This is a genomic window from Neglectibacter caecimuris (assembly GCF_034335015.1).
Classification (GTDB): Bacteria; Bacillota; Clostridia; order Oscillospirales; family Acutalibacteraceae; genus Acutalibacter; species Acutalibacter caecimuris_A.
Genome location: NZ_JAWXXK010000003.1, coordinates 628,365 through 654,072, shown reverse-complemented (window position 1 = coordinate 654,072; position 25,708 = coordinate 628,365). Strand labels below are relative to the sequence as shown.

At 55.2% G+C, this 25,708-nt stretch carries 17 protein-coding genes; 3 read left to right on the top strand and 14 right to left on the bottom strand.

Annotation, left to right across the window (positions count from 1 at the left end):
• The first annotated feature begins 273 nt into the window (after nt 1-273).
• The gene (locus U8T64_RS06045) at nt 274-2,604 is read left to right on the top strand and encodes an S-layer homology domain-containing protein (protein ID WP_322181907.1); all 2,331 of its coding nucleotides are present in this window, start codon (nt 274-276) and stop codon (nt 2,602-2,604) included.
• Nucleotides 2,605-2,735: 131 nt separating this feature from the next.
• Here U8T64_RS06045 and asnB read toward each other — a convergent pair whose 3' ends face one another.
• The 10 genes from asnB to rny form a co-directional block, all read right to left on the bottom strand.
• On the bottom strand, nt 2,736-4,589 hold the full coding sequence (asnB, locus tag U8T64_RS06040; protein ID WP_322181905.1) for an asparagine synthase (glutamine-hydrolyzing): 1,854 nt from the start codon (nt 4,587-4,589) through the stop codon (nt 2,736-2,738).
• Nucleotides 4,590-5,219: 630 nt separating this feature from the next.
• Nucleotides 5,220-6,686: an MATE family efflux transporter gene (locus U8T64_RS06035; protein WP_322181903.1), complete on the bottom strand. Its 1,467-nt coding sequence runs from the start codon at nt 6,684-6,686 to the stop codon at nt 5,220-5,222.
• A 106-nt stretch (nt 6,687-6,792) separates the two neighbouring features.
• On the bottom strand, nt 6,793-7,062 hold the full coding sequence (locus tag U8T64_RS06030) for a hypothetical protein (RefSeq protein ID WP_322181901.1): 270 nt from the start codon (nt 7,060-7,062) through the stop codon (nt 6,793-6,795).
• A 36-nt stretch (nt 7,063-7,098) separates the two neighbouring features.
• On the bottom strand, nt 7,099-8,859 hold the full coding sequence (locus U8T64_RS06025) for a leucine-rich repeat domain-containing protein (RefSeq protein WP_322181900.1): 1,761 nt from the start codon (nt 8,857-8,859) through the stop codon (nt 7,099-7,101).
• A gap of 529 nt (nt 8,860-9,388) precedes the next feature.
• Nucleotides 9,389-11,428, bottom strand: a complete 2,040-nt coding sequence (recG, locus tag U8T64_RS06020) for an ATP-dependent DNA helicase RecG (RefSeq protein ID WP_322181898.1) — start codon at nt 11,426-11,428, stop codon at nt 9,389-9,391.
• A gap of 105 nt (nt 11,429-11,533) precedes the next feature.
• Nucleotides 11,534-13,231, bottom strand: coding sequence for a DAK2 domain-containing protein (locus U8T64_RS06015; RefSeq protein ID WP_322181896.1), 1,698 nt, complete (start codon nt 13,229-13,231; stop codon nt 11,534-11,536).
• Between the two features lie 241 nt (nt 13,232-13,472).
• The gene (locus tag U8T64_RS06010) at nt 13,473-14,117 is read right to left on the bottom strand and encodes a flavodoxin family protein (protein ID WP_322181894.1); all 645 of its coding nucleotides are present in this window, start codon (nt 14,115-14,117) and stop codon (nt 13,473-13,475) included.
• 699 nt (nt 14,118-14,816) lie between these two features.
• Nucleotides 14,817-15,590, bottom strand: a complete 774-nt coding sequence (locus U8T64_RS06005; protein WP_322182054.1) for a TIGR00282 family metallophosphoesterase — start codon at nt 15,588-15,590, stop codon at nt 14,817-14,819.
• A gap of 5 nt (nt 15,591-15,595) precedes the next feature.
• The gene (locus U8T64_RS06000; protein WP_322181891.1) at nt 15,596-16,531 is read right to left on the bottom strand and encodes an aminoglycoside 6-adenylyltransferase; all 936 of its coding nucleotides are present in this window, start codon (nt 16,529-16,531) and stop codon (nt 15,596-15,598) included.
• 582 nt (nt 16,532-17,113) lie between these two features.
• Complete coding sequence (gene rny / locus U8T64_RS05995; protein WP_322182052.1) at nt 17,114-18,667, bottom strand: ribonuclease Y; 1,554 nt, start codon at nt 18,665-18,667, stop codon at nt 17,114-17,116.
• Between the two features lie 899 nt (nt 18,668-19,566).
• Between rny and thrS the strand changes: the two genes are divergently transcribed.
• Both thrS and U8T64_RS05985 read left to right on the top strand, forming a co-directional pair.
• The gene (thrS, locus tag U8T64_RS05990) at nt 19,567-21,471 is read left to right on the top strand and encodes a threonine--tRNA ligase (RefSeq protein ID WP_322181889.1); all 1,905 of its coding nucleotides are present in this window, start codon (nt 19,567-19,569) and stop codon (nt 21,469-21,471) included.
• A gap of 562 nt (nt 21,472-22,033) precedes the next feature.
• The gene (locus U8T64_RS05985; RefSeq protein WP_322181887.1) at nt 22,034-22,291 is read left to right on the top strand and encodes a hypothetical protein; all 258 of its coding nucleotides are present in this window, start codon (nt 22,034-22,036) and stop codon (nt 22,289-22,291) included.
• Between the two features lie 392 nt (nt 22,292-22,683).
• Here U8T64_RS05985 and U8T64_RS05980 read toward each other — a convergent pair whose 3' ends face one another.
• The 4 genes from U8T64_RS05980 to U8T64_RS05965 form a co-directional block, all read right to left on the bottom strand.
• Nucleotides 22,684-22,896, bottom strand: a complete 213-nt coding sequence (locus tag U8T64_RS05980; RefSeq protein WP_322181886.1) for a helix-turn-helix domain-containing protein — start codon at nt 22,894-22,896, stop codon at nt 22,684-22,686.
• Between the two features lie 3 nt (nt 22,897-22,899).
• Entirely contained in the window at nt 22,900-23,496 is a 597-nt protein-coding gene (locus U8T64_RS05975) for a DUF2975 domain-containing protein (RefSeq protein ID WP_322181884.1), read from the bottom strand.
• Nucleotides 23,497-23,633: 137 nt separating this feature from the next.
• A complete protein-coding gene (locus U8T64_RS05970; protein WP_322181882.1) occupies nt 23,634-24,389 on the bottom strand; it encodes a class I SAM-dependent methyltransferase in 756 nt (251 codons plus the stop codon).
• Between the two features lie 3 nt (nt 24,390-24,392).
• The gene (locus tag U8T64_RS05965) at nt 24,393-25,700 is read right to left on the bottom strand and encodes a carboxylesterase/lipase family protein (protein ID WP_322181880.1); all 1,308 of its coding nucleotides are present in this window, start codon (nt 25,698-25,700) and stop codon (nt 24,393-24,395) included.
• Nucleotides 25,701-25,708: the final 8 nt, after the last annotated feature.

The following is a 25,708-nucleotide window of genomic DNA, read 5'->3' as shown; positions in this document are numbered from 1 at the left end:
GTATTGTAAATCAGTTGAAAAACCTTTGAATCCCATGGAAAGGTAACGAGTGAATAAAATATCCACGTGGATTTTACACAACAATGGAGGAACTAAATATAACTATCAATGCTGTCCATGAGAATACATCTGTGCCTATTCTATAGATTCTCTCTCTGGTGATGCAAGTTATGTGCTTTATTTTGTTGGTGACAGGCGAAGGGTTTTCTGATACAATGCTTATAGCGTTATTTGACAAGAGCAAATGGGTGTTACGGGAGGAAAGTGATGAACATGAAGCTGAGACAAAAATTTTGCGCGATTACATTGATGCTGTTGTTTCTTATGGCGGTGCCCAATGCCGCCTATGGAGAAACGGCCCCTCAGAATACGGTGGGGAAGCAGGAGGTTTACACCGAGGCGACAAAGTCAAATTCCGATACCTCAGGCGATGGCAGCCGGGAAAACCCCTACAACCGTTTTGAGGATGCCGTGGCCAATGTGGCGGACGGCGGAACGATCTATATCCTCAGCGGGGGGGCGTTTATCAATGTCCGGGAAGAGGCGGGGATCAGCCCTTATGTCATAGATAAGAATGTGACGGTGCGCTCTGCGGGAAGCGGCCAGGCGGCACTGACTGTCCGTGCCGCGGGTCTTGTGATGGGCGCTAACGTGACCTTTGAAAATGTCACCCTGGGCTTTGCCAACAAGTACCACAGCGGTATTTTCGCCAACGGCCATGCCCTTACGCTGAAAAATGTCGCACGTTCCGGTGGGAGCCGGCTCGTACATGTGTTTGCGGGCGGAGTAAAACTTCCCGGCGGCTGGGTGGGCGCTGCTCCCATAAGCGGCGGCTCTATCACGATTTCAGGGGAAAAAACGCATCTTGGAAATATTTATGCCGGGGGCATGAACGCGGGGCAGAATGGCAGCGTTGCCATCGGCATTACCGGCTCAAAAAATATAGAACTTGGAGATGTGTATGCTTGCGGCGCACAGGAGCCCGACCTGGATCTGGATAATATGTTTGACTTGACCGAACCGCCCGATCCCCAGTATGATCTCAGCCTTGCCGTAACTGGAGAGGTGGCGGTAAAGCTCAATAACGCTTTTGTGCGCGGAGTGGTAGGGCTTGGGGCAATGGGGGGCACTTCTGTGGAATTTTCCTCAGAATTTCCCAATACGTATCTTTCCCTGCTCGGAATAAAAAATCTTGCCGTGAAGTCCGGCGTGCTGGAGCCCATGCAGCTTACAAGCGAGAATAACGCCGGCTTTAGTGAAATTGCCGTCAGCCAGGGCGCGGCGCTGAATATTGCCGCCAACGAGGAGCCTGTTGTCACAGAGAAATTTTACGGCGGCGGCAAGCTTATTCTGGGAAGCAGTGAAAAGCTTACGGTTACAAAAGAGCTGACGGGCGCCACCGCTTTTGAGACCTCCGGCGGCTATAACGGGCATTCGGGCCGTGTGCAGACAGACCATGTCTATATCGAGGGGCCAGAAACCAGCTCGGGGACCTTTACCTTTGTTCCCGACCCTTCTCAGGCGGGTTGTACGATCACAAGCGAGCTTTCCGAAGGCAAAAAGCTTTGGAGCATCAAGGCGGGAGAGTCTTCTGTGCCCTATCTCACAAAGCTGGAATGTGTTTCGCCTGAAAAAACTGTTCGCCGCAATGACCTGAACAATGGAGTATCCTTTGATATGATCGCGCAAAGCGAGTCTGACGGTTTTCCGATCTTCACCTACCAGGTCAAGCTGGACGGCAAGCCGCAGGCATTTCAGGAGGATCCGGACAGCAATTCGGTGGAATCTGAAGAACTGAATCTCAGAATTTTTATGAGCTACCAAATGGGAAGTGCCGATGGATATGATCTCTGTATCGAATCCATCGATCTGTTTGGTGAGATCAAAAGCGGCGTTTACGAGATCACGGTTTCAGCGCCCTCCAAAGATGGAGAGCTTTCCGCTACCGCACGGCTGACCGTGCTTTCCGATTCCGGATCGTCCGGAGAGGGCGGCTCCAGCGGTGGTGATAACACCGGCGGAACAGGCGGCGGTTCTACCGGAGGCCCTTCCGGGGAGCAGCCCGGTGTTCCGGTTCCTCCCACCGAGCCGGAGCAACCGCCCGCGTCTCAGCAGTTTATCGATGTGAAGGCGGGCAGCTGGTATGAAGGCTCTGTGAGCTTTGTGGTCCAGCGCGGCCTTTTTGTAGGCGTGGGAGGCAATCGCTTTGACCCCCACGGCAAAACCAGCAGGGCCATGGTGATGGTAGTGATCGCGAAAATGGCTGGTCAGAATGTCAAAAACTATGATGAAGCCGTAAAGTGGGCCGTCAGCACGGGGGTTTCCGATGGGACCAACCGTCATAACAATGTTACGAGGGAGCAGTTGGTTGCCATGCTGTACCGTTATGCGGGCTCCCCTGAAGTAACGGGCAGCTCCGTCCGGCTGGAAGCCTTTGCCGACCATAAGCAGATCTCACGCTGGGCGGAAACAGCCATGGAATGGGCGGTGTCCACAGGTATTCTGCAGGGCCAGGGCGATATGCGCCTCACGCCCCGCGCCACCGCCACCCGCGCCGAAACAGCCGCGATCATGGAGCGCTTTGTAAAGCTTCAGAAACAGTAACTTAGGGCCAGGATGTGTTTTCTCACATCTGCGCCCCGGTAAGATCTAATTCCCATACAAAATCAGAACCACCGGCTCAAATAGAGCTGGTGGTTCTGATTTTTTGAGCTTTTTTAGAAAACCGCGTTTCTTTACAGCTTGATATAGATATTATAGTGCAAAAGCCAGTAATTCACCTGAATGAGGTAGGCAAGCAGCTGGGGGCCGGCCATCAACTGACCGAACCAGGGCTTGCCGTAGTCAAAATGCTCTGTCAGCAGAGAAGCGGCGGCTTCTTCGGACAGCAGCTTGTGAATGGGTTGAGAGCTGTCCCGGAGAATATAGCCCAGCCGCCGTTTGAGATCCTGCTCATAAGCGGGGTCATAGGTTTTGGGGTAGGGGCTTTTCCTGCGCTCCAGTACGTCCTCCGGCAGCAGGCCTCTGGCGGCGTCCCGCAGCAGACCCTTGGTTCTTCCCTCCGGGCATTTGAATTCCCAGGGCGTGTTGAACACATACTGGGCCAGGCGGTGATCCGCATAAGGCACCCGCACCTCCAGGCCGCTCCACATGCTGCAGCGGTCCTTTCTGTCCAGCAGGGTGGCCATGAACCACTTGATGTTCAAATAGGAGATCTGCCGCATTCTTCTCTGCTCCTCGGTTTCCCCGGGAACCACCGGCACGGCGTCCAGCGTTTCCTGAAGCCTTGCGCCCACGTATTCTTCCAATCCGGCGGCGGCCAGTACCTCCGGCTTTAAGAGGGAGGAACGGGTGGAAAGGTTATTGGACCAGGGGAAATGGGCGCCGTCAAACATCTCCCGGCGGTGGAACCAGGGATAGCCGCCGAAGATCTCATCGGCGCATTCCCCGCACAGGGCTACCACATGGCGTTTTTTGACCTGGCGGCAGAAATGCAGCAGAGAGCCGTCAATATCCGACATACCCGGCAGATCCTTGGCGATCACCCCTTCAAAAAGGGAATCCTCCAGCTGTTCGTTGGCGCAGAGCAGCGTGGTATGCCGGGTACCCAGCGCGGCGCTGACCTTCCGAGCCCAGCTTTCGTCCCGATCCGGCTGAAAAGAGGAGGGACGGAAGTTTTCCTCATTTCCCTCAAATTCAAAGGAATAGGTGGAAAGCTTTTCTCCCCGGCGCTCCAAAGCCCGGGCGGCAATGGCCGTCACCACGCTGGAATCCAGCCCGCCGGACAGGAAGGTGCACAAGGGTACATCGGAAATCATCTGCCGCTCTACCGTGTCGATCAAAAGCTCCCGCACCTTTTGCACGGTAGTATCGTAATCATCGGTGTGGGGAGAGGCCTGCAGGTCAAAGTACCGGCGGTCCCGGAAGCCTTCCCGGTCAAAAATTGCCGTGTGGCCGGGCTTTAATTCGGAAATGCCCTCAAATACTCCGCAGCCGGGAGTTCTGGCGGGGCCAAGGCCGAAGATCTCGCAGATCCCGCTTTTTCCCAGCACAGGGTTGACTCCCGGAAATTCAAAAAGCGCCTTCAGCTCCGAGCCGAAGGCCAGGCGGTCTCCCTGTATCGTATAGAACAGGGGCTTTACGCCGAAGCGGTCCCGGCAGAGAAAGGTGCGGCCGCGGGGAACGTCGTCCACGGCAAAAGCAAAGATGCCGTTCAGCTTTTCCGCACAGTCCTCCCCATAGCAAAGGTAGGCGTTCAGTACTACCTCGGTATCGCAGTTTGTCTGGAACGTATAACCACGGCCCAACAGGTCGTTCCGAAGCTCGGCGGCGTTATAGAGCTCTCCGTTATAGGCAATAGTAAATTCCCCGCCGTCCCGGTACACCGTCATAGGCTGGGCGCCGTTTTCCGGGTCGATGATCGCAAGCCTGGCGTGGCCCAGAGCACAGTGGGGCGACACGTGAGCGCCGCTGTCGTCCGGCCCCCGGTGGGAAACGCGCCGGGCCATTCGCCGGGCCAAGGCCATCCATAAGTACTTTTCTTCCATCAAGCTGTCGCTGTAATCGCTGAACCCAGCGAAACCACACATAGGCGAAACCCCCTTCTTCACCCTTTATTCTATGCGAAATCACAGAAATGTTGCGGGGGAAGAAAAAGAAAAGCTTTCCCGGCAAAATTTTCAGAAAGGGAGCGGCGAGGCGCTGCGGCCACTCGGGAACCCTCTTGGTATAGAAGGGCAATTTTCGACCCGACCGGCGGCTGCGGCGCCTCGCCGCCAAATTCCAATTTATGGACTAGTCCTCCCCTGTCATTCTGAGGAACGCAGAAAGCTATAGCTTTCTTGACGAAGAATCTCGACCTTGATTCTGGGGAAAAGGCTAAAGAGCGAGATTCTTCACCGCCTTCGGCGGTTCAGAATGACAGGTGGGAGGTGAGCGGCTTACTAACGGTCGGGTCAGAAACCAATTTCCCGTACCAAGCAGCTTCACGAGTGCCTGCGGCACCACAAGCGTTGTGACCAACGCTGCAAATTCCAATTTAGCGGGCTCTGCGTTTGAAGTTAATTGCTCATTCCTTATTGCTAATGGATCATTGCTCCTTTCCCTGCCCGCTTTCCTCAAACGCATCATAGAAAAAGGGCAAGGCAAACCATGGGGTTCGCCTTGCCCTCACCTTCTTGGTGAAATTTTATGCTCCGTGAGCCCTTTTATATACCCACTTATTCAGCGGCAGGATCGGCTACGGTATCCGGTTCCAGAGGAACCTCTGCCGTTACTTCCGGCGTACCTGCCGGAACACTGACGATAATTTTCTTTTTCCAGCTGCCTCTGGCATAGGCAAAGGAAGTCAGTAAAGCGCCAACGACCCAGGAAATCAGAAGAGACAAGTACAACGGTGTAGGAGCTCCGGATCCCATAGCTTCTCCGGCGGGACGAGTGAAAAACTCCAATCCATAAGCTACCGGAACACGTACCACTACTGTGGTGATCAGGGAGATCCACATGGGCGTCATGGTATCGCCCGCGCCGCGCATGACGCCGGAAAGGATCTGCGTGACCGCCATGGCGATATATCCTACCGCCAAGGTGAACATCATTTGTTGCCCCAGGTCAATGACCTCCACTGTTTTGGTGAACATTCCCATTAAGTATCTGCCAAAGATCAGAATCAACGCTACCAGCACTACCGAAACGGAAAGGCCCAGCTTCAGCCCTTTCTTCGTACCCTGCTCCACACGGTCAAGCCTTTTCGCGCCGATATTTTGCCCGGCATAGGTCGTCATGGCAGTACCAAAGGTGAAGTTCGGCATCATGGCAAAGCCGTCTACACGCATTACCACAGTGTTTGCCGCGATCACCGCCGTGCCGAAGGAATTGGTCAGAGACTGGATAACAAGCATGGCAAGAGAAAAAATTGCCTGGGTAATTCCGCTGGGCAGGCCCAGGCGGATCAGCTGATACAGCAAATGCTTTTGAGGAATCAGCATTTTCGGCGTGATAACCAGAATATCCTTCATGCGAAGCAGCCGGATCACACACAGCACTCCGGAAACGGCTTGAGAAATGATGGTTGCCCAGGCCGCGCCGTCTACGCCCATTTTGAAGCCCGCGACGAACAGAATATCAAGAACAATATTTAACCCGCAGGCCACCAGCAGGAATACCAGCGGCATAATGGAATCTCCCAAGCCCCGCAGAACACCGGAAATAATATTGTAAAAGCCGCTTCCCATGAAGCCCAGGAAAATGATGATCATATAGATACAGGAAGCCTCGTAAATATCACCGGGTGTTTCCAGCGCTGTCATAATGGGGTGCGTAATCAGCGGGCCTACCACCATAATGACCAGGGAGGTCACAAAGGTAGCGGTAATGGTAGTGCCCATGGTCGCGGAAAGCTTTTCTTTCTCCTTTGCCCCGAAGTACTGGGAAACCATAATGCTGGCCCCAACAGAAATTCCCATAAACAGCACCAGCAGCAGATTGATGATCGGCATGCTGGCGCCGATGGCGGCCAGGGCTTTATCTCCCACGTAATTTCCCACCACAATGGAATCCACCGTGCTGTACAGCTGCTGTGCCATGTTGCCGATCAGCAGCGGTACGGAAAATTTTACCAGGTTTGCCATGGGGCTGCCCTGGGTCATGTCCTGCGCGCCAAAAAGCGCGGAAAGCTTGCCCGCCATACTTTTTTCAACCTTCCTTCCCAAAACCATATCAGAATTTGTAAAACAACAAAAAACTATAAAAAATTGTATTTCCTTGCCCTGCCTCTAAGTCCTGAAAGCTTTTTCAGGATATTATATCATAAATTTCGTACATACCGAAGAAGTCCGGTGCTTTTCCGAAGGAAAAGAGAAACGCTGCGCGTTTCAGGGCTTCTTCTAGATAACGACGGCTTCTTGCCATCGTTATTATATCATATCCACTTGGCAATTTCTTTTGTGGGAAATCACAAAGTTCCCGGAAAAATTTTTGAATATATTTTCTAGTTTTTTGACTTTTGTTCTCAATGCTGTTTCTGGCTGTATCCAATAAAAAAGCTTCGGGAAAGCAGGGCATCCCGAAGCTTTTCTTTCATTTTGTATTCCGAAACACTCAGTTGATTCGAAGATAAAGGGCAAACATCTGCGCCATATCCGCTCTTGTGACCAGCCCGGCAGGGTCCAGAAGCCCGCCTTTTACCTTCAGATAACCGTTGGTGGCCGCCCAGAGCATGGCGTGGCGGGACTCTGCCGCCAGCATGTTGGAATCCCGGTAGGCATGGTGCCTTCCGGCATCGATCACCGTATCGTACCCCCTGGCGTGGGTGTAACGGTACAGGCACAGGGCGGCTTCCTCCCTGGTGATCAGCCGCCCGGGATCAAAGATCCCCTGCTGCAGCGGGAAAATATTCGTTCCCGCCGCCCAGGCCGCCGAATCAGCATACCAGGCTCCTTCTACGGCGTCAACGGGATACACGGGCTTTTTGCATTCCAAATGGAAATCGGAGCCATAGATCTCCAGCCGTTTTAATACGGAAACAAACATGGCGCGATCCGCCTTTTGCTCCGGGGCAAATCTTGTTCTGCTTACCCCCTGCAAAATGCCGTTGTTTGCCAGGAAAGCCACCGCCTCGGCATAGGCCGCCCCGGCAGGAACATCGAGAAACTCGGCGGGATCGATGCTGGGCAAATTAGGGCCTACCGGGTTTTTGCCCTCGGCAAAGGTGACTGCCACTGTGTTCTGTTCGCTGGCAGCCTCAAATTCATACCTTGTAATACCGCCCATGGACAGGCCGTTTATCACGACCTCTTCCACGTGATAGCCGCTGAAGGCGGTGATCAAAACCACCTTGCCCTGCTCCTCTATGGTAACAGAGCCGCCGTAATTGGTGGTGATCTTCGGGCGAAGGACCTCATCGGGAACAACGGGACGATCGTTGGGATCGTTCTGCTCGGCGCCGGAGAAGATCTGCCCGGGCTGCACAGTTACCGCTCTTCCCTGAGCGTTTAATACCGTAACGGGGGACGAGCTGTGGTTGACCAGCTGAGAGAGAGGGCCGGTCAAACGGATAGAACCGTTATAGCCCACAGGAGAGGCCTCCAGAGTCAAAGAAGAATCGTTTCTTACCTCAATGACGCCGGTACCGGAAAGAGGGCCCCGTAAAGCAAGGGAAGCGCCGGTTTGAATGGTAATACCCGTATTGGACATTACCGTGGCGCCGGGAACAGAGATCTGCCCCGCGATCGTCAGAGGCGCGGAAACGGTAAGATCCGTAAACTGGATCGGCAGGGTGATCGGCAGGGTCGCTCCGCTGGAAGTATAGGAGGTATCGCTGAGCAATGTAGTGCTCACAGCCGCGTTCAGAGTCAGCCGCTGCAGGGCAACTCCGTTGAAGGCGTTGGAAGCAAGGTCCGTCACTGTGGTGGGGAAGGTCATTTCCGTCAGGCTGGTACAGCCGGAAAAGGCCCTGGCGCCGATGGTTTTGATGGTTTTCGGCAGAGCGATCCCCCGCAGGGGAACTCCTTCCAGAGCGCCGGGAACAGAGTCTCCCACCGCGCCGCCGATCTCCGTTACGGTATAAAACCGCATATCGTCCGCGTCAAAGGCACGCTCCGGAATGGTGTATACATCGGTATACCCCTCATAGGACTGCATATTTTCATTTTGATACAACTTGACCATGTTGTCGCCGTCTTCCGGCCTGAGCCCGGTGATCACATAGGCAAAGGGCGGATTTCCGCTGGTAAAAAAGGCGCCCTTCATTCCGGCGGCGAAAGCCGAAAGCCCTGTCATAGGCAAGGCGGAAACCAGCAGCACGGCTGACAAAGCCATGCCGGCAAGCCTTGTAAAGCGCCCACGATTTGTCCGTTTCATAAAACAATTTCCTCCCATAGTGGTTTTAACGCGTTACGCAAAAGCAATTATCAGTTCATAGATAGATTTTAGTATAGCATAAAACTCCGTCGGGCACAATCCATTTTCCCATATTTTTCGACAAAATTTCAAAAAGGGCCTGTACTCATTGCCGTGTCCCTGTTTGGCATGGGAGAGTGGTTTCTGACCTGACCGCAGGGAAGCCGCGAAATTATAGTTTAGCGAACTGGTTGTTAGCTGTTAGTTGTTAGGAAGGGCGAGCCACCTCCTTTGCCATTTTGAGGAACGAAGTGGCGAAGAATCTCGTCCGTCATTCCCTGAGTAGAAGGGAAAAGGGCGAGATTCTTCACAAAGAAAGCAAAGTTTGCTTTGCTTTTTGTTCAGTGATGACAGGTGGGTAGTGTGCGGGCAACCGCCCAACTAACATTTATCTGCCCTTTGCCCTGAACTGCTCCTTCCTCATTGCTAATTTCTAAATCACCCTTACGCCCTTCTCCAGCATCTAAAATCCAGAATCCAGCGTCCAGACTCAGAGCACCACCCCATCGCTGCCGGATCTGGCGAAAAGGCGGCGGGCCTCGGCGCAGAGGCCCCGGTATTCCTCAGAGGAGAGGGCGGGGCTTTCAAACAGATCTCTGGCACAGACCTGAGCCTGCTTCAACACCCGCATATCGGTGGACATATCCGCGATCTTCAGCTGCGGCAGGCCGTGCTGGCGCTGGCCGAAAAAATCGCCGGGCCCCCGCAGCTTCAGGTCGGCTTCGGCGATCTGGAAGCCGTCGGAGGTGTCCCGGAACAGCCGCAGACGCTTGAGGGTATCCTCGTTTTGCGCGTCTGTCACCAGAATACAGGAGGAGCGGTGCTTGCCCCTGCCTACGCGGCCCCGCAGCTGGTGCAGCTGGGAAAGGCCGTATCGCTCGGCGTTTTCAATGAGCATGATCACGGCGTTGGGTACGTCTACCCCCACCTCTACCACGGTGGTGGAGACCAGAAGCTGTGTTTTCCCCCGGGAAAAGGAATCCATAATGCTTTCTTTTTCTGCCGCCTTCAGCTTCCCGTGAAGCACGCCGATGGAAACGCCGGGGAAGGAGGCCTGTACCAGCTCCGTGTATTGGGCCACGCTCATCATGCCGCTTTCGTCTTCTTCGATGAGGGGGCAGATAAGATAGCCCTGCCGTCCCTCCTCCAAATGCTTTTTCACATAGCCGAAGGCCCGCTGCCGCTTGGGGGAATCGATGAGATAGGTCTCTATTTTCTGTCTGCCCGGCGGCAGCTCGTCCAGCACGGAAATATCCAGGTCGCCGTATACCATCAGCGCCAGGGTGCGGGGAATGGGGGTGGCGCTCATGACCAGCAGATGGGGAGAAGCGCCCTTCTTTGCCAGGGCGGAGCGCTGGTTTACGCCGAAGCGGTGCTGTTCGTCCGTGATGACCAGCCCCAGGTTTTGAAAGCCTACCTGTTCTCCCAGCAGGGCATGGGTACCGATCACAAGATCGATCTCTCCCGCCTCCAGGGCGGCCAGAAGCTTTTTCCTTTCCGCCGCCTTGCTGGAGCCGGTCAAAAGAGCACAGCGAAGCCCGGCAGGCTCCAGTAAGGCAGAAAGAGAAGAAAAGTGCTGGGCCGCCAAAATTTCCGTGGGGGCCATCAAAGCGGCCTGAGCTCCGGACCGGATCACAGACCAGCACAGGGCGGCGGCCACGGCGGTTTTGCCGCTGCCAACGTCTCCCTGGATCAGCCGGTTCATGGGGGAGGGGCCCGCCATATCCTCAATGGCCTCTGTAATGGCCCGGGTCTGCGCGCCGGTCAGAGAGAAGGGCAGAAGGCGGGTAAAGTCTTCCGGGAACTGACGGGGAACAGGGTGCAGGTTTTCCGCCCGCCGCCCGCTTTTGATTTGCATCAGGCCCAGCTGCAACACCAGAAATTCCTCAAAGATCAGCCGGTGCTTCGCGGTGGAAAGCTCCTCTTCCGATCGGGGAAAATGAATGTGCTCCAACGCGTACCCCAGGTGGCACAGCCGGTATTTCTCCCGCAGGGAAAGGGGAAGAGGGTCCTTCACAGTTTCCGGCAGAAGCTTCAGGGCTTCCCGCACGGCGTTGGAAATTTGCCGGGAGGAAAGGCCCTGGGTGGCAGGATAAACCGGAACAATGGCAAGGTTTTTCGCCTCCGGCAGAAATTCCGGCGAAAGCATTTCCCGCCGGAGCAGGGTGCCCGTCATTTTTCCCCGGAACACATATTCCTCCCCGGCCTTCAGCAGGTTGGGAATGTAGCGGTTGTTGAAAAAGGTAAGGGCCAAATCGGACACGCCGTCTGTAACGATAGCCTTATACAGCAGCTTTCCGCCCCGCACTCGGTGCTCCGTGGGCCTGTTTACCACCGTGCCCCGCACCACCGCCACCTCGTTTAAGGGGGCGGATTGAATGGGGAGGGGCCGGCTCCAGTCCTCATAGGCCCGGGGGTACAGGCGCAGCAGGTCTCCCACAGTGGGCGCGCCCAGCTTACAAAACAGCCGCGCCCGCTTTTCCCCTACTCCCTTCAGGGTTTTGATATCCTTGTCAAACAGAGAGGGCATCGCCGCGCCTCCTTTTGAGAGAAATAAGGAACCTTTCTTGTACGGGGCTTCCGAAGAAAGGTTCCTTGTTTGAATAAATCAGTCAGCCGCCGATACAGAACGGCATTATTCCACCGAAATGATGAAGTAGTAAACCGGCTGGCCGCCGTTTACCAGGGTGATCTCCACATCGGCATGAAGCTTGGAGATCAGCGTGCGCCGGGCCTCCTCGGCCTGCTCCTCCGTGATCCCCTCGCCGTACACCAGGGTGATAAAGGAGGTGTGCTTTGTCACAAAGGAACGGGCGACCTTGACGCAGGCGGCCACGGGATCCTTTTCAATGTACTCCAGCTTGCCGTTGGTCATGCCCAGAATATCGCCCCGGCGAATGGTGTGCCCGCCGAACTCGGAATCTCTGGCGGCAAAGGTGACAAGGCCGGTATCCACATGCTCAATAGCGGCAAGCATGGCTTCCTGATTCGCTTCGGCGTCGGAATCCGGGTCAAAGGCCAGCATGGCGGAAAGGCCCTGGGGAATGGTTTTGGTGGGAACCACGATGATCTCCCGGTCTGTGGCCAGAGAAACGGCCTGTTCCGCCGCCAGAATGATATTTTTATTGTTGGGGAGCACAAACACTTTTTTGGCGGGAGTGGCAAGGGCGGCTTCCAGAATATCCTCCGTACTGGGGTTCATGGTCTGCCCGCCGCTGACCACTACCGAGCAGCCCAGCTCCTGAAACAGGCCCTTCAGGCCCTCGCCTGCCGCCACGGAGATAAAGCCCAGCTGTTCTACCGGCTCCTGACGGGCAAGGGCGGCTTTTTCCGGCTCCGCTTTTTGGGCCGCCGCGGCCTTCGCGGTCTCGTTCTGCTCCGCCGCCTTCCGATGCTGCTCCTTCATGTTTTCGATCTTCACCGTGAGAAGCTGACCGAATTGCAGGGCCATCTGTAAAGCGTCTCCGGGGTTTTCCGTGTGGACATGTACCTTAATGATCTCCTCATCGTCCACCACTACAACGCAGTCGCCGATGGTCTCCAAAAACAACCGCAGCTCCAGGGGATCCTTCTGGATCTCAGGATCACGGCCCACAATAAATTCGGTACAATAGGTGAAGGTGATCTCGCTGTCGAACTCGGCGGCCACATTGCGGAAAAATTCCGCCGTTTCCTGGGCCTTTTCCTCCGGAGTAAGGCCGGATTCGATCATCACACCGTCCCGGAACACGCTGAGCATGCCCTCAAAGATCAGGCACAGCCCCTGCCCGCCGGCGTCCACTACCCCGGCTTTTTTCAAAACAGGCAGCAGGTTGGGGGTGTCTTCCAAAGCTTCTCCCGCGCCGGCGCAGGCGGCTTCCCAAATTTTTACGGGATCGGCCCCTTCCTCCTGGGCTTCCAAAGCCTTTCTGCCCTGCTCGGCGGCTACCCGGGCCACGGTAAGAATGGTGCCCTCCGTGGGTTTCATCACAGCCTTATAAGCGGCGTCCACGCCCAGCTCCAGCGAATGGATCAGCTCCTCCGCGCCGATCTCCTCTTTTCCCTCCAGACCCTGGGAGATCCCCCGGAACAACAGGGAAAGAATGACGCCGGAGTTTCCTCTCGCTCCCCGCAGCATGGAGGAAGCGGCTTTTTTGGCGGTTTCCCCGGCGGAAGCGGTATCGGAAAGGGCTTCCAGTTCCTCGGCAGCGGCGCCGATGGTCATGGACATATTGGAGCCGGTATCGCCGTCCGGTACCGGGAAAATGTTCAGCTCATTTACCTGCTTTTTGTATTTTGCGATGTTATTTGAGCCGGAAATGATAGCGTTCTTCAGCTGATTGCCTGAGATCACGGAAAACACATCCTTACATAAGAATACGCCTGCCAGGGCCTGGCGCGTGTGCTGACATAGTTTTTTCTATTTTATCACAGTTGTTCGTAAAATACAACGCCTTCCCGGACGGTATTTTTGCGAATATATCGGTTTTCTGCCCGCGACGGTGAAAAAACGAGAGCTCTGAAAACGGGGAAGGCCCCCCGCGAAAGGAAAAGCCGCTGCCGCCTTATTTTCTTACGCCCTTTGCTTTGCCCCGTCACGCGGGGTCTCCCTTGCCGAGCTTCGCACCTAAGCGGAAGGCCGCTTCAAGATCCTGCGGAAACCGGATTTCCCGGCTTTCCTTTTTGTGCTCCTCGCGGAAGCCGCCCATGCTGAATTTTGAATAATCATCGACCTGAAGGGTATCACAGCACGGATAGACCTCCACACTGCCGTTCAGGGCCAGAAAGCCCCGCAGGCGTTCCTCCAGCTTCGCCTTGTACCGGCTGTCGTATGTGGGGCGGTCGGCGTTCATCGTGAGAATAACGCCCACGTTTACCCTGCCTGTGAAGTAATTGGAATAATCGTCATAGGAAAGCGCGGAGAAATGCAGCCGTTCCATGAGGGCATGAAGCTGGCTAGTGATATCTCCCAGATAGATGGGCGAGCCAACGATCAAGGCGTCCGCGGCAAAGATGCGGTCAAGCACCGGAGAAAGCTCGTCGTTCCAAAAGCAGTGGCAGCGCCGCGCGCCGCTGCGCTTGCAGGCCAGGCAGCTGCGGCAGCCGGTGAAGTTGAGATCATACAGATCGATGTACTCGGTTTCAGCCCCCACGGATTCCGCGCCCTTCCGGGCCGATTTCAGCAGCATGGCAGTGTTCCATTGTTTTCTTGGGCTTCCGTTCAAAATGATTGTTTTCATGGCATATTCTCCGTGAATTAGAATTTGCAGCGTGCCGGTGCACCCGCTCGGCGGCTGCGCCGCGGGCACTCGAGAACCCTCCTGGTGCGGGGGAGTAGTTTTCGACCCGACCATTAGTAAGCCGCTAAATTGAAATTTATCTGCCCTTTGCCTTCCCTTATTTGTAGAGGGGAAACAGACTGCTTTGCAGTCTGCGGGGACCGTCGAACGGTGAGCGCGTCCCGGTGGAGGGAAGGTCTCCAGTGGAGAACTCAGCTGTCGCTTCAGACATTGCTGAACGTGCCCCACCGGGGCACAGCAACCGAGCCGACAGGCGAGAACGGTGAAAGGGATAGTCACACGCAGAAAGTGCCATAGAATCGCTAGTTTTGACCCCCTCAGTCAGCCTATTGGCTGACAGCTCCCCTTACTCGCGTAAGTGGAGCCTAAGGGCATTAAACTATAATTTAACGGCGAGTCGCATATTTCACTTCTGTCATTCTGAGCCGCCAAAGGCGGTAAAGAATCTCGCCCCTCTCTAACGACTAACAACTAACCGCTAACGACTAGTTCGCTATACTATACATTTACCAGCTTACTTATGGTCGGGTCAGAAAGTAGTATTCTCCCGTACCAAGCGGGGACACGAGTGCCCGCGGCGGCTCGCCGCCAAACTATCATTTACCGGCTTACTGACGGTGGGTTCGGGAACCTTGCGGTTCAGGTCAGAGAAAGCCGCTCCACACCGGTACACAGGCCGGTTTTTTCATCGGCGGTAAACAGCGCGCAATCCATGTGGCAGGGGCCCTTTGCCGTTTCAAAGCGGGTGGGAAGCTTGGTGGTGAGCTTATGGATAATGCAGTCCGGCCTGACTCCCAGCACAGAGGTGATGGGGCCCGTCATGCCCACATCGGTAAGATACCCGGTGTGCCGGGGCAAAAGGCATTCATCAGCGGTCTGTACATGGGTGTGGGTGCCGAACAGGGCGGTGACCTTTCCATCGGCAAAAAAGCCCATGGCCCGTTTTTCTCCGGTGGCCTCGGCATGGAAATCCACCACGCAGAGCCGGGGCAGCCCGGGAGTTTTCAGCAGCTCCTCCAGGGTCTCAAAAGGGCAGCGCAGGCTTTCCAGATACACGGTGCCCATCAGGTCGATCACAGCCACCTGCACCCGGCCCAGGTCTACGATGCACAGCCCCCTGCCCGGCGTGGCGCCGGTGGGAAAATTGGCGGGACGCAGCAGCGTTTCTTCAGCATCGTACAGCTCATAGGCCTCTCTTCGCCGAAAGCTGTGGTTCCCGGTGGTTACCACGTCTACGCCGCTGTCCAGCAGATGGCGGTAGGAAACAGGGGTGATACCGTTGCCATCGGCAGAGTTTTCCCCGTTGGCGATCACCAGGTCTACAGCCTTCAGCTTTTTCAGAGCGGGCAGACGTTCCCGCAGGAACTCACAGCCCACCGAGCCTACCACATCGCCGATACAGAGGATATTCACAAAGATCACGTTCCTTTCCGGTGAAAAGTTTGCTTTCCTGTTTCGATGGCCCGCTGGATCTCCTTCTCCCAGCTGGAAGAAGGGGGCAGGGCCGCCATGGCGGGCTGAACTTCTTTCAAAAAGCCCGACACCTCCCGGTCGAGCCTGCCGTCACAGGAAAAGCCCAGCTTTTGCGCGGCGAGGGACGTCAATTCTGAAAACAACCCACAGGCGGTGAATAAAGCCCCTCGGAGCGCTTCTGTTTGGCAGGGAACATAGGTTTCCAAATAGCGTTCCCAAAGAGAGGAGGAAAGATACGGTGCAAGGCCGTCCCCGCCCTTTCCCGGGAAAACGGGAAAGCCCTGCTCCGCGCCGATGAGCCAGGCGGCCATCAGCCGCAGCATGGGACGGGAGCATTCCTCCAGCAGATGCTGGGCCAGAAGCAGCCTTTCCCTGCACAGCGCCTTGGAAACGTAAGGGGCTGTCCACCAGAATTCCACCCGGCATTCCTCAAAGAGCCGCTGGGAGGGCTTTGCAACGCTATGGGTAACGGCAGAGGGAGGAGGCAGCTCCGGCAGGAAACCGTCCTTATCCAGAAGGACGATGCTGAGCCGGTCGTCAAAGCAGTAGCCCCGGTAATTTTCTTTTTTGGCCACTGTGAGGTCAATGCGGTTTCCGTCCCGAAACTGCATGAGATAGGCGGCCTCCTCCGGAAGATGATCTCCGAAAAGCTCCGATTCGTCCGGGCGCTGCATGACAAGGATTTCCCCGAAAGCGGAGGAAATATCTCCCTCCTTATAGGGCGTGATATCCGTGACAAGATAAACAATGTCAAAATCCCGCAGCTGATCCAGCGACGCCACCGGGTCAGCCCGAGAGCCGTTTAAGATCACCCCGCGCACCCGCTGGTCCCGCAAGGCGTACTCCAGGATCAAATCATACATTTCCCGCTCGCTTCGCATGCTGTCAGCTCCTTTCGCCGTGTTAGATTACTGGATTCCGGACTCTGGAACCAGGTGGTGGCGGCGCTGCTTTGCAGCGCAGAAAGTTATAGTTTTCTTGAAAAGGGGTTCATATGGAAGGCGCAATGAGCAATGAAGGGCAAGGGTCCAAGAATTGTAACTAACGCTGATGAATTATAGTTTAGCAAATTAGTCATTAGCTGTTAGTAGTTAGTCGTTAGAGAAGAACAAGCTCCCTCTTTTGTCATTCTGAGGAACGAAGTGACGAAGAATCTCGCCCTTAATTCCGGAAAAAGGGCAAAGGACGAGATCCTTCGCCACCTTCGGTGACTCAGGATGACAATTTGAGGTGGCCCTTTTCCTTATTCTAACAACTAATTACTAACAGCTAACAACTAACACGCCCAATTCCAATTCAGCGAACTTTGCCCTTAAATTGCTCATTCCTCATTGCTAATTGCTCATTGTACAAAACCCAATTTACGTTTTGCCCTTCTCTAACAACTAATAACGAACCCCTAACAACTAACAAGAGGGACCGCACGTGAAGTACGTCCCCCTTGAAGATACGCTGCGAAAGCTTTATTTCGCGTAATCCACCGCGCGGCTTTCCCGGATCATGTTTACCTTGATCTGACCGGGATAATCCAAGTCGGCTTCGATCTTTTTACAAATATCCCTGGCAAGCAGGGTCATTTGTTCATCGCTGACCGCCTCGGGCTTTACCATAACGCGGATCTCACGGCCGGCCTGAATGGCATAGCAGTTTTCCACACCGTGGAAGGAGGCGGCCACCTCTTCCAGCTTTTCCAGGCGCTTGATGTAGTTTTCCAGGTTCTCCCGGCGCGCTCCGGGCCTGGCGGCGGAAATGGCGTCGGCGGCCTGTACCAGGCAGGCGATAATGGTCTTCGCCTCCACATCGCCATGATGGGCGGCGATGGCGTGCACCACTGTTTCATTTTCCTTATACCGCTTGGCAACGTCCACACCGATCTGAACGTGAGAGCCTTCCATCTCGTGATCCAGCGATTTGCCGATATCGTGGAGCAGACCGGCGCGCTTGGCAACGGTGGGGTCAAGCCCCAGCTCCGAAGCCATCAGCCCGGCCAGGAACGCCACCTCAATGGAGTGGTTCAGCACGTTCTGGCCATAGCTGGTGCGGTAACGCAGCCGCCCCAGCAGCTTGATGAGCTCATGGTGAATGCCGTTGACGCCCACTTCCATTACAGCGTGCTCGCCTTCGGACTTGATGGTGGCCTCCACCTCCCGGCGGGCTTTTTCCACGGTTTCCTCAATACGAGTGGGGTGAATACGCCCATCGGAGATCAGCTTCTCCAGAGCAATGCGGGCTACCTCCCGGCGAACCGGCTCGAAGCTTGACAGGGTAATGGCCTCCGGCGTGTCGTCAATGATCAGATCCACGCCGGTCAGGGTTTCAATGGCCCGGATATTCCGGCCCTCTCTGCCGATAATGCGGCCCTTCATTTCATCGTTGGGAAGGGGAACCACGCTGATGGCAGCCTCAGAAACCTGATCCGCCGCACAGCGCTGAATGGCCAGGGCAATGATCTCTCTGGCGGCGCTGTCGCTTTCCTCCTTGGTCTGCTGCTGGAACTCCATGACCTTGACGGCCTTTTCGTGCACCAGCTCGCTTTCCAGATTCTGAAGCAGATATTCCTTTGCCTGCTCCACAGTAAACGAGGAAATTTTCTCCAGCATGTCAAACTGGCTTTTCTTGACGGCCTCGGCTTCCTTCAGGCGTTCCTCGGCCTTCTTGTTTTTCTGATCTACCTGATCTTCCTTGCGCTCTACGTTTTCCAGCTTTTTTTCCAGGCTTTCCTCTTTCTGAAGGATCCGCCTTTCCTGATGCTGGATCTCCTTGCGCCGGTCGGCAAGCTCTTTTTCAGAATCATTGCGCAGACGATGGATCTCGTCCTTGCCCTCCAGTACGATCTCTTTTTTCTTTGCTTCCGCGGTTTTCACGGCATCGCCGATAATGCGCTTGGCCTCCTGCTCAGCGGAGCCAATGGCGGATTCCGCCTTGTTTTTCCGATAGGACATTCCCAGAAAAAACGCCAGGGCTCCTACCAAAGCGGCGGCAGCCACCGCAATAACGATGCACAGCCATAGTGGGATCTGCAATCAGGCACCTCCTTTTCTCATTTCTTGTTTCAAAGTCTCAAATGATTAAAATAAGAATGCCGGAGCCAGGAGATGATCGATCTCCCTGCCCCGTGAATGCAGACGGCCCTTGCTCCGCTATTTTTCTATGTTCTTTTTTAAGGCTTACGCTATTTCCGGTAGCCGCCATACCCTGACAACTCGTGGGTACAGGCCTGCTGCAAGCCGGAAAATAAAAAATGTATCCTAGTAAAAAGTGGTAAGGCGGAAGCGGGCAGAAAGAAAACGTTTCCCGAAACGCCTTATAAAAATGAAAAACAGAAGAAATCTATAAAAAGCACGAAGTGCATTCTGTGTATCATTGTAGCTCTAAAGGGCACCCGTTGTCAAGAAATTTGTAACATTTTATTCAGAAGTTAGTTACAAATCAGTTACAGAATCAGCCGTTTTCAGCGGGCAGACTGGAGAAATTCCCCTCTTGACAAGGCTTTTTCCCGGTGTTATGATGGTTTCAATATAAGAATTTGTATCGGTCTGACCACGAAGCCTGCCGAGACAAATTCCCCAAAACGCTGAGAAAAGGAAGTTCCGCTTCTGAAAATTTTGCCGTGAAGGGCTTTTGCCCCCAGAGAGTGAGCGCCGTTGGCTGGAAGCGCTCGCGGCGGCGCGGGAAGGCTCCCGTGGGAAACGGAATACCACCTTTGAGCGGCTGCCGAACGCCGGTTTTCCGTATCGAACGGCTTAAGGACAGACGGGTAGCGCCGTTATGGGCTGAAACGAGGAAGCGCTTTTGAAACGGGCGCTTTGAATCCGGGTGGAACCGCGGACGCAGGGAAAATTTTGAAGCCTTGTCGCCTGCCCCAGAATTTGCTGGGGCAGGCGTTTTTCTGTTCCGGCGGAAAGGAGTTTTCCACATGATCAAGATCGACCTGAAAGGACAAAGGAAGGAGTTTGAAAGCGGCGTTACCCCCGCCGAGGTGGCAAAGTCCATCGGCATGGGGCTCTTTAAGGCCGCCTGTGCCGCCCGTGTTGACGGCGAGGGAAAGGATCTGCGTACCCCTCTGACACAGGACTGCGCGCTGGAGATCCTCACCTTTGATGAGGCGGAGGGAAAGCACGCTTACTGGCACACCACCGCCCACATTATGGCCCAGGCGGTAAACCGGCTGTACCCCGGCACAAAATTCGCCATCGGCCCCGCCATTGAAAATGGCTTCTATTACGATTTCGACATGGATACCCCCCTGTCTTCGGAGGAACTTCCCAAAATTGAGGAAGAGATGAAGAAGATCATCAAGGAAAATCTGGAGCTGGAGAAATTTGAGCTGCCGGCGGAAGAAGCCAAACGGGAAATGGCCGGGCAGGAATACAAAGAGGAGCTGATCGACGAGCACTCCGGAAACGGGGAGAAGATCAGCTTCTACCGGCAGGGGGACTTTACGGATCTCTGCGCCGGCCCCCATCTGATGAGCACCGGCGGGGTAAAGGCCGTAAAGCTCACCTCTATCACCGGCGCTTACTGGCGGGGGGACGCCACGAAGAAAATGCTTACCCGCGTCTACGGTATTTCCTTCCCCAAGCAGTCGCAGCTGGACGAGTACCTGCAAATGCTGGAGGAAGCGAAAAAGCGGGATCACCGCAAGCTGGGCAAGGAGCTGGGCCTCTTTATGCTGCGGGACGAGGGCCCCGGCTTCCCCTTCTTCCTGCCCAAGGGCATGGTGCTGAAAAACACTCTGATCGATTACTGGAGACAAGTCCATAAGAAATACGGCTACTTGGAGATCTCCACGCCCATCATGCTGAACCGCCAGCTTTGGGAGCGCAGCGGCCACTGGGAGCACTATAAGGACAACATGTACACCACGGTCATTGACGAAACCAACTTCGGCATCAAGCCCATGAACTGCCCGGGCGGTATGCTGGTGTATGCCAGCGAGCCCCATTCCTATCGGGAGCTGCCCCTGCGGGTAGGGGAGCTGGGCCTGGTACACCGCCATGAGCTTTCCGGCACCCTTCACGGCCTGTTCCGGGTGCGCTGCTTTACCCAGGACGACGCCCATATTTTTATGACCCGGGAGCAGATGCAGGAGGTCATTCAGGAAACGGTGGGCTTGTTTGACGAGGTGTACTCCACCTTTGGCCTCAGCTATACCATTGAGCTTTCCACCATGCCGGAGGATCATATCGGCGAGGTGGAGGAATGGGAGCGCAACCAGGAGATCCTGAAAAGCGCCATTACGGCCATGGGCAAGGATTACGTGATCAACGAAGGCGACGGCGCCTTCTACGGCCCCAAGCTGGATTTCCACATTGCGGATTCCCTGGGGCGCACCTGGCAGTGCGGCACGATCCAGCTGGACAGCCAGCTGCCGGAGCGCTTCGAGCTGGAATATGTGGGCGCGGACGGAGAAAAGCACCGCCCGGTGATGATCCACCGTGTAGTGCTGGGCTCCATCGAGCGGTTTATCGGGGTGATCACCGAGCATTTCGCCGGGAAATTCCCCCTGTGGCTTTCTCCCGTGCAGGCCGTGATCCTGCCTATTTCCGAGCGCCACCACGAATATGCCCAAAGTCTGAAGGCACAGCTGGAGGCCGCTGGGCTGCGGGTGGAATGCGATACGAGAAATGAGAAGATCGGCTATAAGATCCGGGAAGCCCAGCTGCAGCAGACCCCCTATATGCTGGTGGTGGGCGATAAAGAGGCGGAGAGCAGCACCATTTCTCCCCGCCATCGGAAGGACGGCGACCTGGGCGCCATGTCGGTAGAGGAGTTTATCGCGAAAACCCAGGCGGAGATCGCCTCCCGGGAGATCAAGTGAGCAGCGAAGCCGCGGGAAAGCGGCTGTATGTGCTGGCGGAACTGGATCAAAGAACCCAGACCGAGGGGATAAGGCTCTACAGCCGCCTGACCGCCGCCGGGTTTTCGGGCAGGCAGACGCCCGGGCCCCCTTATCACATTACCTTGGAAGCTTTCCCTGTGAAGAGGAGGGGAAGGTGCTGTCCGCCGTGCAAAAAGCGTCGGGGGAGACAGAGCCCATTTCCCTTACGTTCAGTCATATCGGGGTGTTCGGCGGAGGAAACGTGCTGTTTCTCGCGCCGGACTGTACCCGGGAGCTGCCAGCCAGACGGCGCGAATTTGAACCACGGTTTTGCCGGGCGTATTTTCGCCCGCCCGTTGTTAGAAATGCAACGCTTTTGCCTAGGTCGGACAAAAATCCACCACGGCAAAACTTCTTCGAACTGAAAACTGGTGAGATGTTGTCGATTTTCAGCGCAAAAAGCTTGCTTCGCAAGCTCCGGACGACGGCAGGCAAATGTTCCGCTTGCGGAACATTTGCGCCTTTGCCTAGGACGATAAACTGAAAAGCGGCAATATATCGCTTGTGGCAGCTTGCTGCCGCTATTCAGCGGGTTCAAATTTGCGCCGTCTGGCTAGACTGCAGGGAGCGGTTTGGAAGCTCGGAAAACTGGACGCCCCATGCCACGCTGTATCTGGAGGACGCGCCGGAGGTCTGCCGGGCCCTGCTCCTTGTACTGAAGGAGTTTTCCCAGTTTCAGGGCAGAATAGAGGCGCTTTTGCTCTACGAGTTTTTCCCGACCCGATTCCTCGGCCGGTTCCCGCTGAAGGGAATTCAATAATTGTTTTCACAAAAAGTGCCGCTGCAAAACATGTTTTGCAGCGGCACTTTTTTAGATGCTGAATGCTGGACGGCGGCGCATAGCAATGAGCAACGAGGAGTAAGGGCACCAGCGTTGTAACTAACGCTGGTAAATTATAACTTAGCAGATAGTCCCCTCTTGTCATTCTGAGGAACGAAGTGACGAAGAATCTCGTCCTTAATTCCAGAGCAAAAGGGCAAAGGACGAGATTCTTCACCGAGAAAGCAAGGCTGCCTTGCTTTCTGTTCAGTAATGACAGGTGGAAGGTAAGCGGGCAACCGCTAAATTCCAATTTATCATACTGTTCCTTTTGCCCTTAATTGCTCATTTCACATTTCTCATTTAGAAAGGTCGGCCCTCACAGCGAATGGCTATTTGTCGGCTTCGTATTCCAGAAGATCTCCCGGCTGGCATTGCAGGACTTCGCAAATTGCCTCCAGGGTGGAAAAGCGGATGGCTGTTACCCGGTTGTTTTTGAGCTTGGAAAGGTTCACGTTGGAAATGCCCACTTTTTCCGCCAGCTGATTCAGAGAAATTTTCCGCTCTACCATCATTCTGTCCAGCCGCAGTACGATCCTGCCCATCGCTTACACCAGCCCGTCCATATCGTTTTGCATTTGCATGCCCAGGGCGAATACCTGAGACAGGCACAGCATCAGAATTCCCATGACGATCCCCATCATATCCACGCTGGATTCCACCAGCTCCGGCCCAATCACCAGTGTGGCAATGGTGCTGAAAACCAGTTGCACCATGGTGATGGAAATAAAGAAAATGCCGATCTCCCGCATCATGCGCACATTATCCTTTTGAAAGGGCGTTTTCCCCTGGGAAAATTTTGTCAGCCCCTGGGTGGTGCGCAAAATCAGGTTGACATTGCGGAATACCCAGGCCATCAGTTCCAGGGTCATGGCGCCGCAAAGGAGAAAAAGGATCATAGCGGCGCTATTTAAGGAGCCGTCCTCGTTGCCGATCACCAGGGCCAGGGAAAAGCCGTGTACGCTGACAGCCTCTCCGGGAACCACGCCGCCCTTGACCAGAACGCCGGGAAAGAAATTTTTATCCAGCAGGAACAGGACGAAACCAACGATCATCGTCACCGCGCCGATGTCATAGCCAATTTCCAAAAGCTTGGAAAGCACGGTGGCGGCCTTGGTCAAACGATCTTTTTTCTGTGTTGCCATAAAGAGGCACCTCCCAATCGGTTTGTGCCTTCAGTATAATCTGGAAATTATCGTTTGTCAATAGAATTTTAATGTTTATCGATAATATTTTTTCGACAAACATTGCTTCCGAATTTCCACGAGCAATATTTTTGACCTTACGGAGCCACCTTTACCGCCCGGGTGGCCCAGAAGGTGGGAACATTGTGCTCATGAAGCTTTCCCTCGCCGTTGGTATCCTCATAGACATGGGTGAGGGTGAGCCCGGCCTCCAGTTGGCCGCCGATCTGCTCCTCCAGGGTATGGGAAAACTGCACGCCTTCGTTTCCCTTTTGCAGAGACGCCAGCTGCTCCGGGTTTTTCAGGGGATCGAAGGGCAGGCTCCAGGTCAGGGTGGTTTCCGTTTCGTCAAACAGGTAATTGATCCCGTTATCCAGGCCGCTGAGCAAAGCGCCGCCGGGCTTCAAAACTCGGGCGCACTCCCGGAAAATGGGGCGCACTTCCCGGACATAGCAGTTGGATACCGGGTGAAAGATCAAATCGAATTCTCCGTCCGCAAAGGGCAGGGGCTTTGTCATATCCGCCCGAATCATGCGGATCTCATAGCCCTCTCGCCGGGCCACCTCCCGTTCGCTTTCCAGCTGCTCCGGGGTGTAGTCCAGCACGGTGCAGTCCGCGCCCAGGGCGGCAAAAATGGGCATTTGCTGCCCGCCGCCGGAGGCAAGGCCCAGCACCCTTTTTCCCCGCAGCTCTCCGAACCAGCTGTGGGGAACGGGCTTTGTGGGGGTAAGCAGTACGTCCCAACGGCCTTCTTTTGCCCGCAGGAAGGTCTCGTGGGAAATGGGAACACCCCATACCCAGCCTTCCCGGCACCAGTCACCAATAGCTTTCGCGTTGATATCCTGATAGTTCATTTCTCAGGTTCCTTTCTGTACGAGCTTTTCCGCCAGCAGGATCGGTTCACGGTTCTCCGTGGTATAGGGCTTCCAGCAGGGCAGGGAGCCGCCATTGGGGTCGCCGGTTTTTACAAAATTTGCCCAGTAGGCGGACATCACCCGGGAAAGCTCTCTGTCACACTCCTCCCAGGGCCGCCAGCAGCGGGGATAGGTCTCAAACACATACCACAGCTCGCTGGAATGGAAGGCCCCCGCGTTGTCGCCGGGAAGCTTGCGGTCAAAGAAATAGAAATAGGCGGGGGTGCGGCCCAGCTTCAACTGGTTTTCGCAGAAGCGCGCGCCGCTTTCCTGAAGCAGCGTATCTCCGCCGATATCGTCTCCGGTAGAGCCGATCATGTAAGAAATATCGTGTATTTTTCCGGCCTCCGCCAGGGCGTCGGTAGAAGTGGGCAGCAGCCAGCCGTCCTGATGGGGCGTCCAGCCCAGGCCCTCTCCGTTTACCGCGTAGGCCGCTTCCATCAGGGTGTTTGCCGGGACTTCCCGCAGATCTTTTATGGTTTTTACCTGTAAATGCTCCATAAGTTTTTCAGAAATATCCCAAAGCTGTTCCTTGTTTGGTGTTTCAAATACCGCCCTGAGCCCGCCGCCGCTTTGCAGAATAGCGCCTCGCAGCATGCCTCTGGAAAGGGGGGAGGAAATGATGGACTGCACGCTCATGCAGCCCGCCGATTGTCCGGCAATGGTGATTTTTTCCGGATCGCCACCGAAAGCGGCAATGTTTTCCCGGATCCACTTTAAGGCAAAGATCTGATCCAGAATGCCGTAATTTCCGGAAACGTGCTCTTCCGTTTCTCGCTCCAGCTCCGGGTGGGCAAAGAAGCCGAAAACGTTGACCCGGTAGTTGATGGTGCAGAGGATCACGCCCTTCTTGGCAAAGCCTTCCCCGTCAAATTCCTTTTCACTGCCCCACCCGTGCAGAAAAGCGCCGCCATGGATCCAGAACAGCACAGGAAGGCCGCTTTCCGGGGTGGAGTCAGCCGGCACCCAAAGGTTCAGGCGCAGACAGTCCTCTCCGCATTCCGGCACGAAGGAATCGTAAAATTCTTTCGCATAAAAGCCCATTTTTGTCGGATCGGCCTGGGGGCAGCGGTTGGGGAATTCCTGACAGGGAAGGATCCCCTCCCAGGGCGCGTGCTCCTGAGGGCGGCGAAAGCGCAGCTCTCCCACAGGGGGCTGCGCATAGGGAATTCCCTGGAATAGGACGGTTTTTCCGTCCTCGCTTCGAAGGCCTTCCACAAGTCCCTGCTTTGTTTTGACAACAGCGTTCATAGTGACTC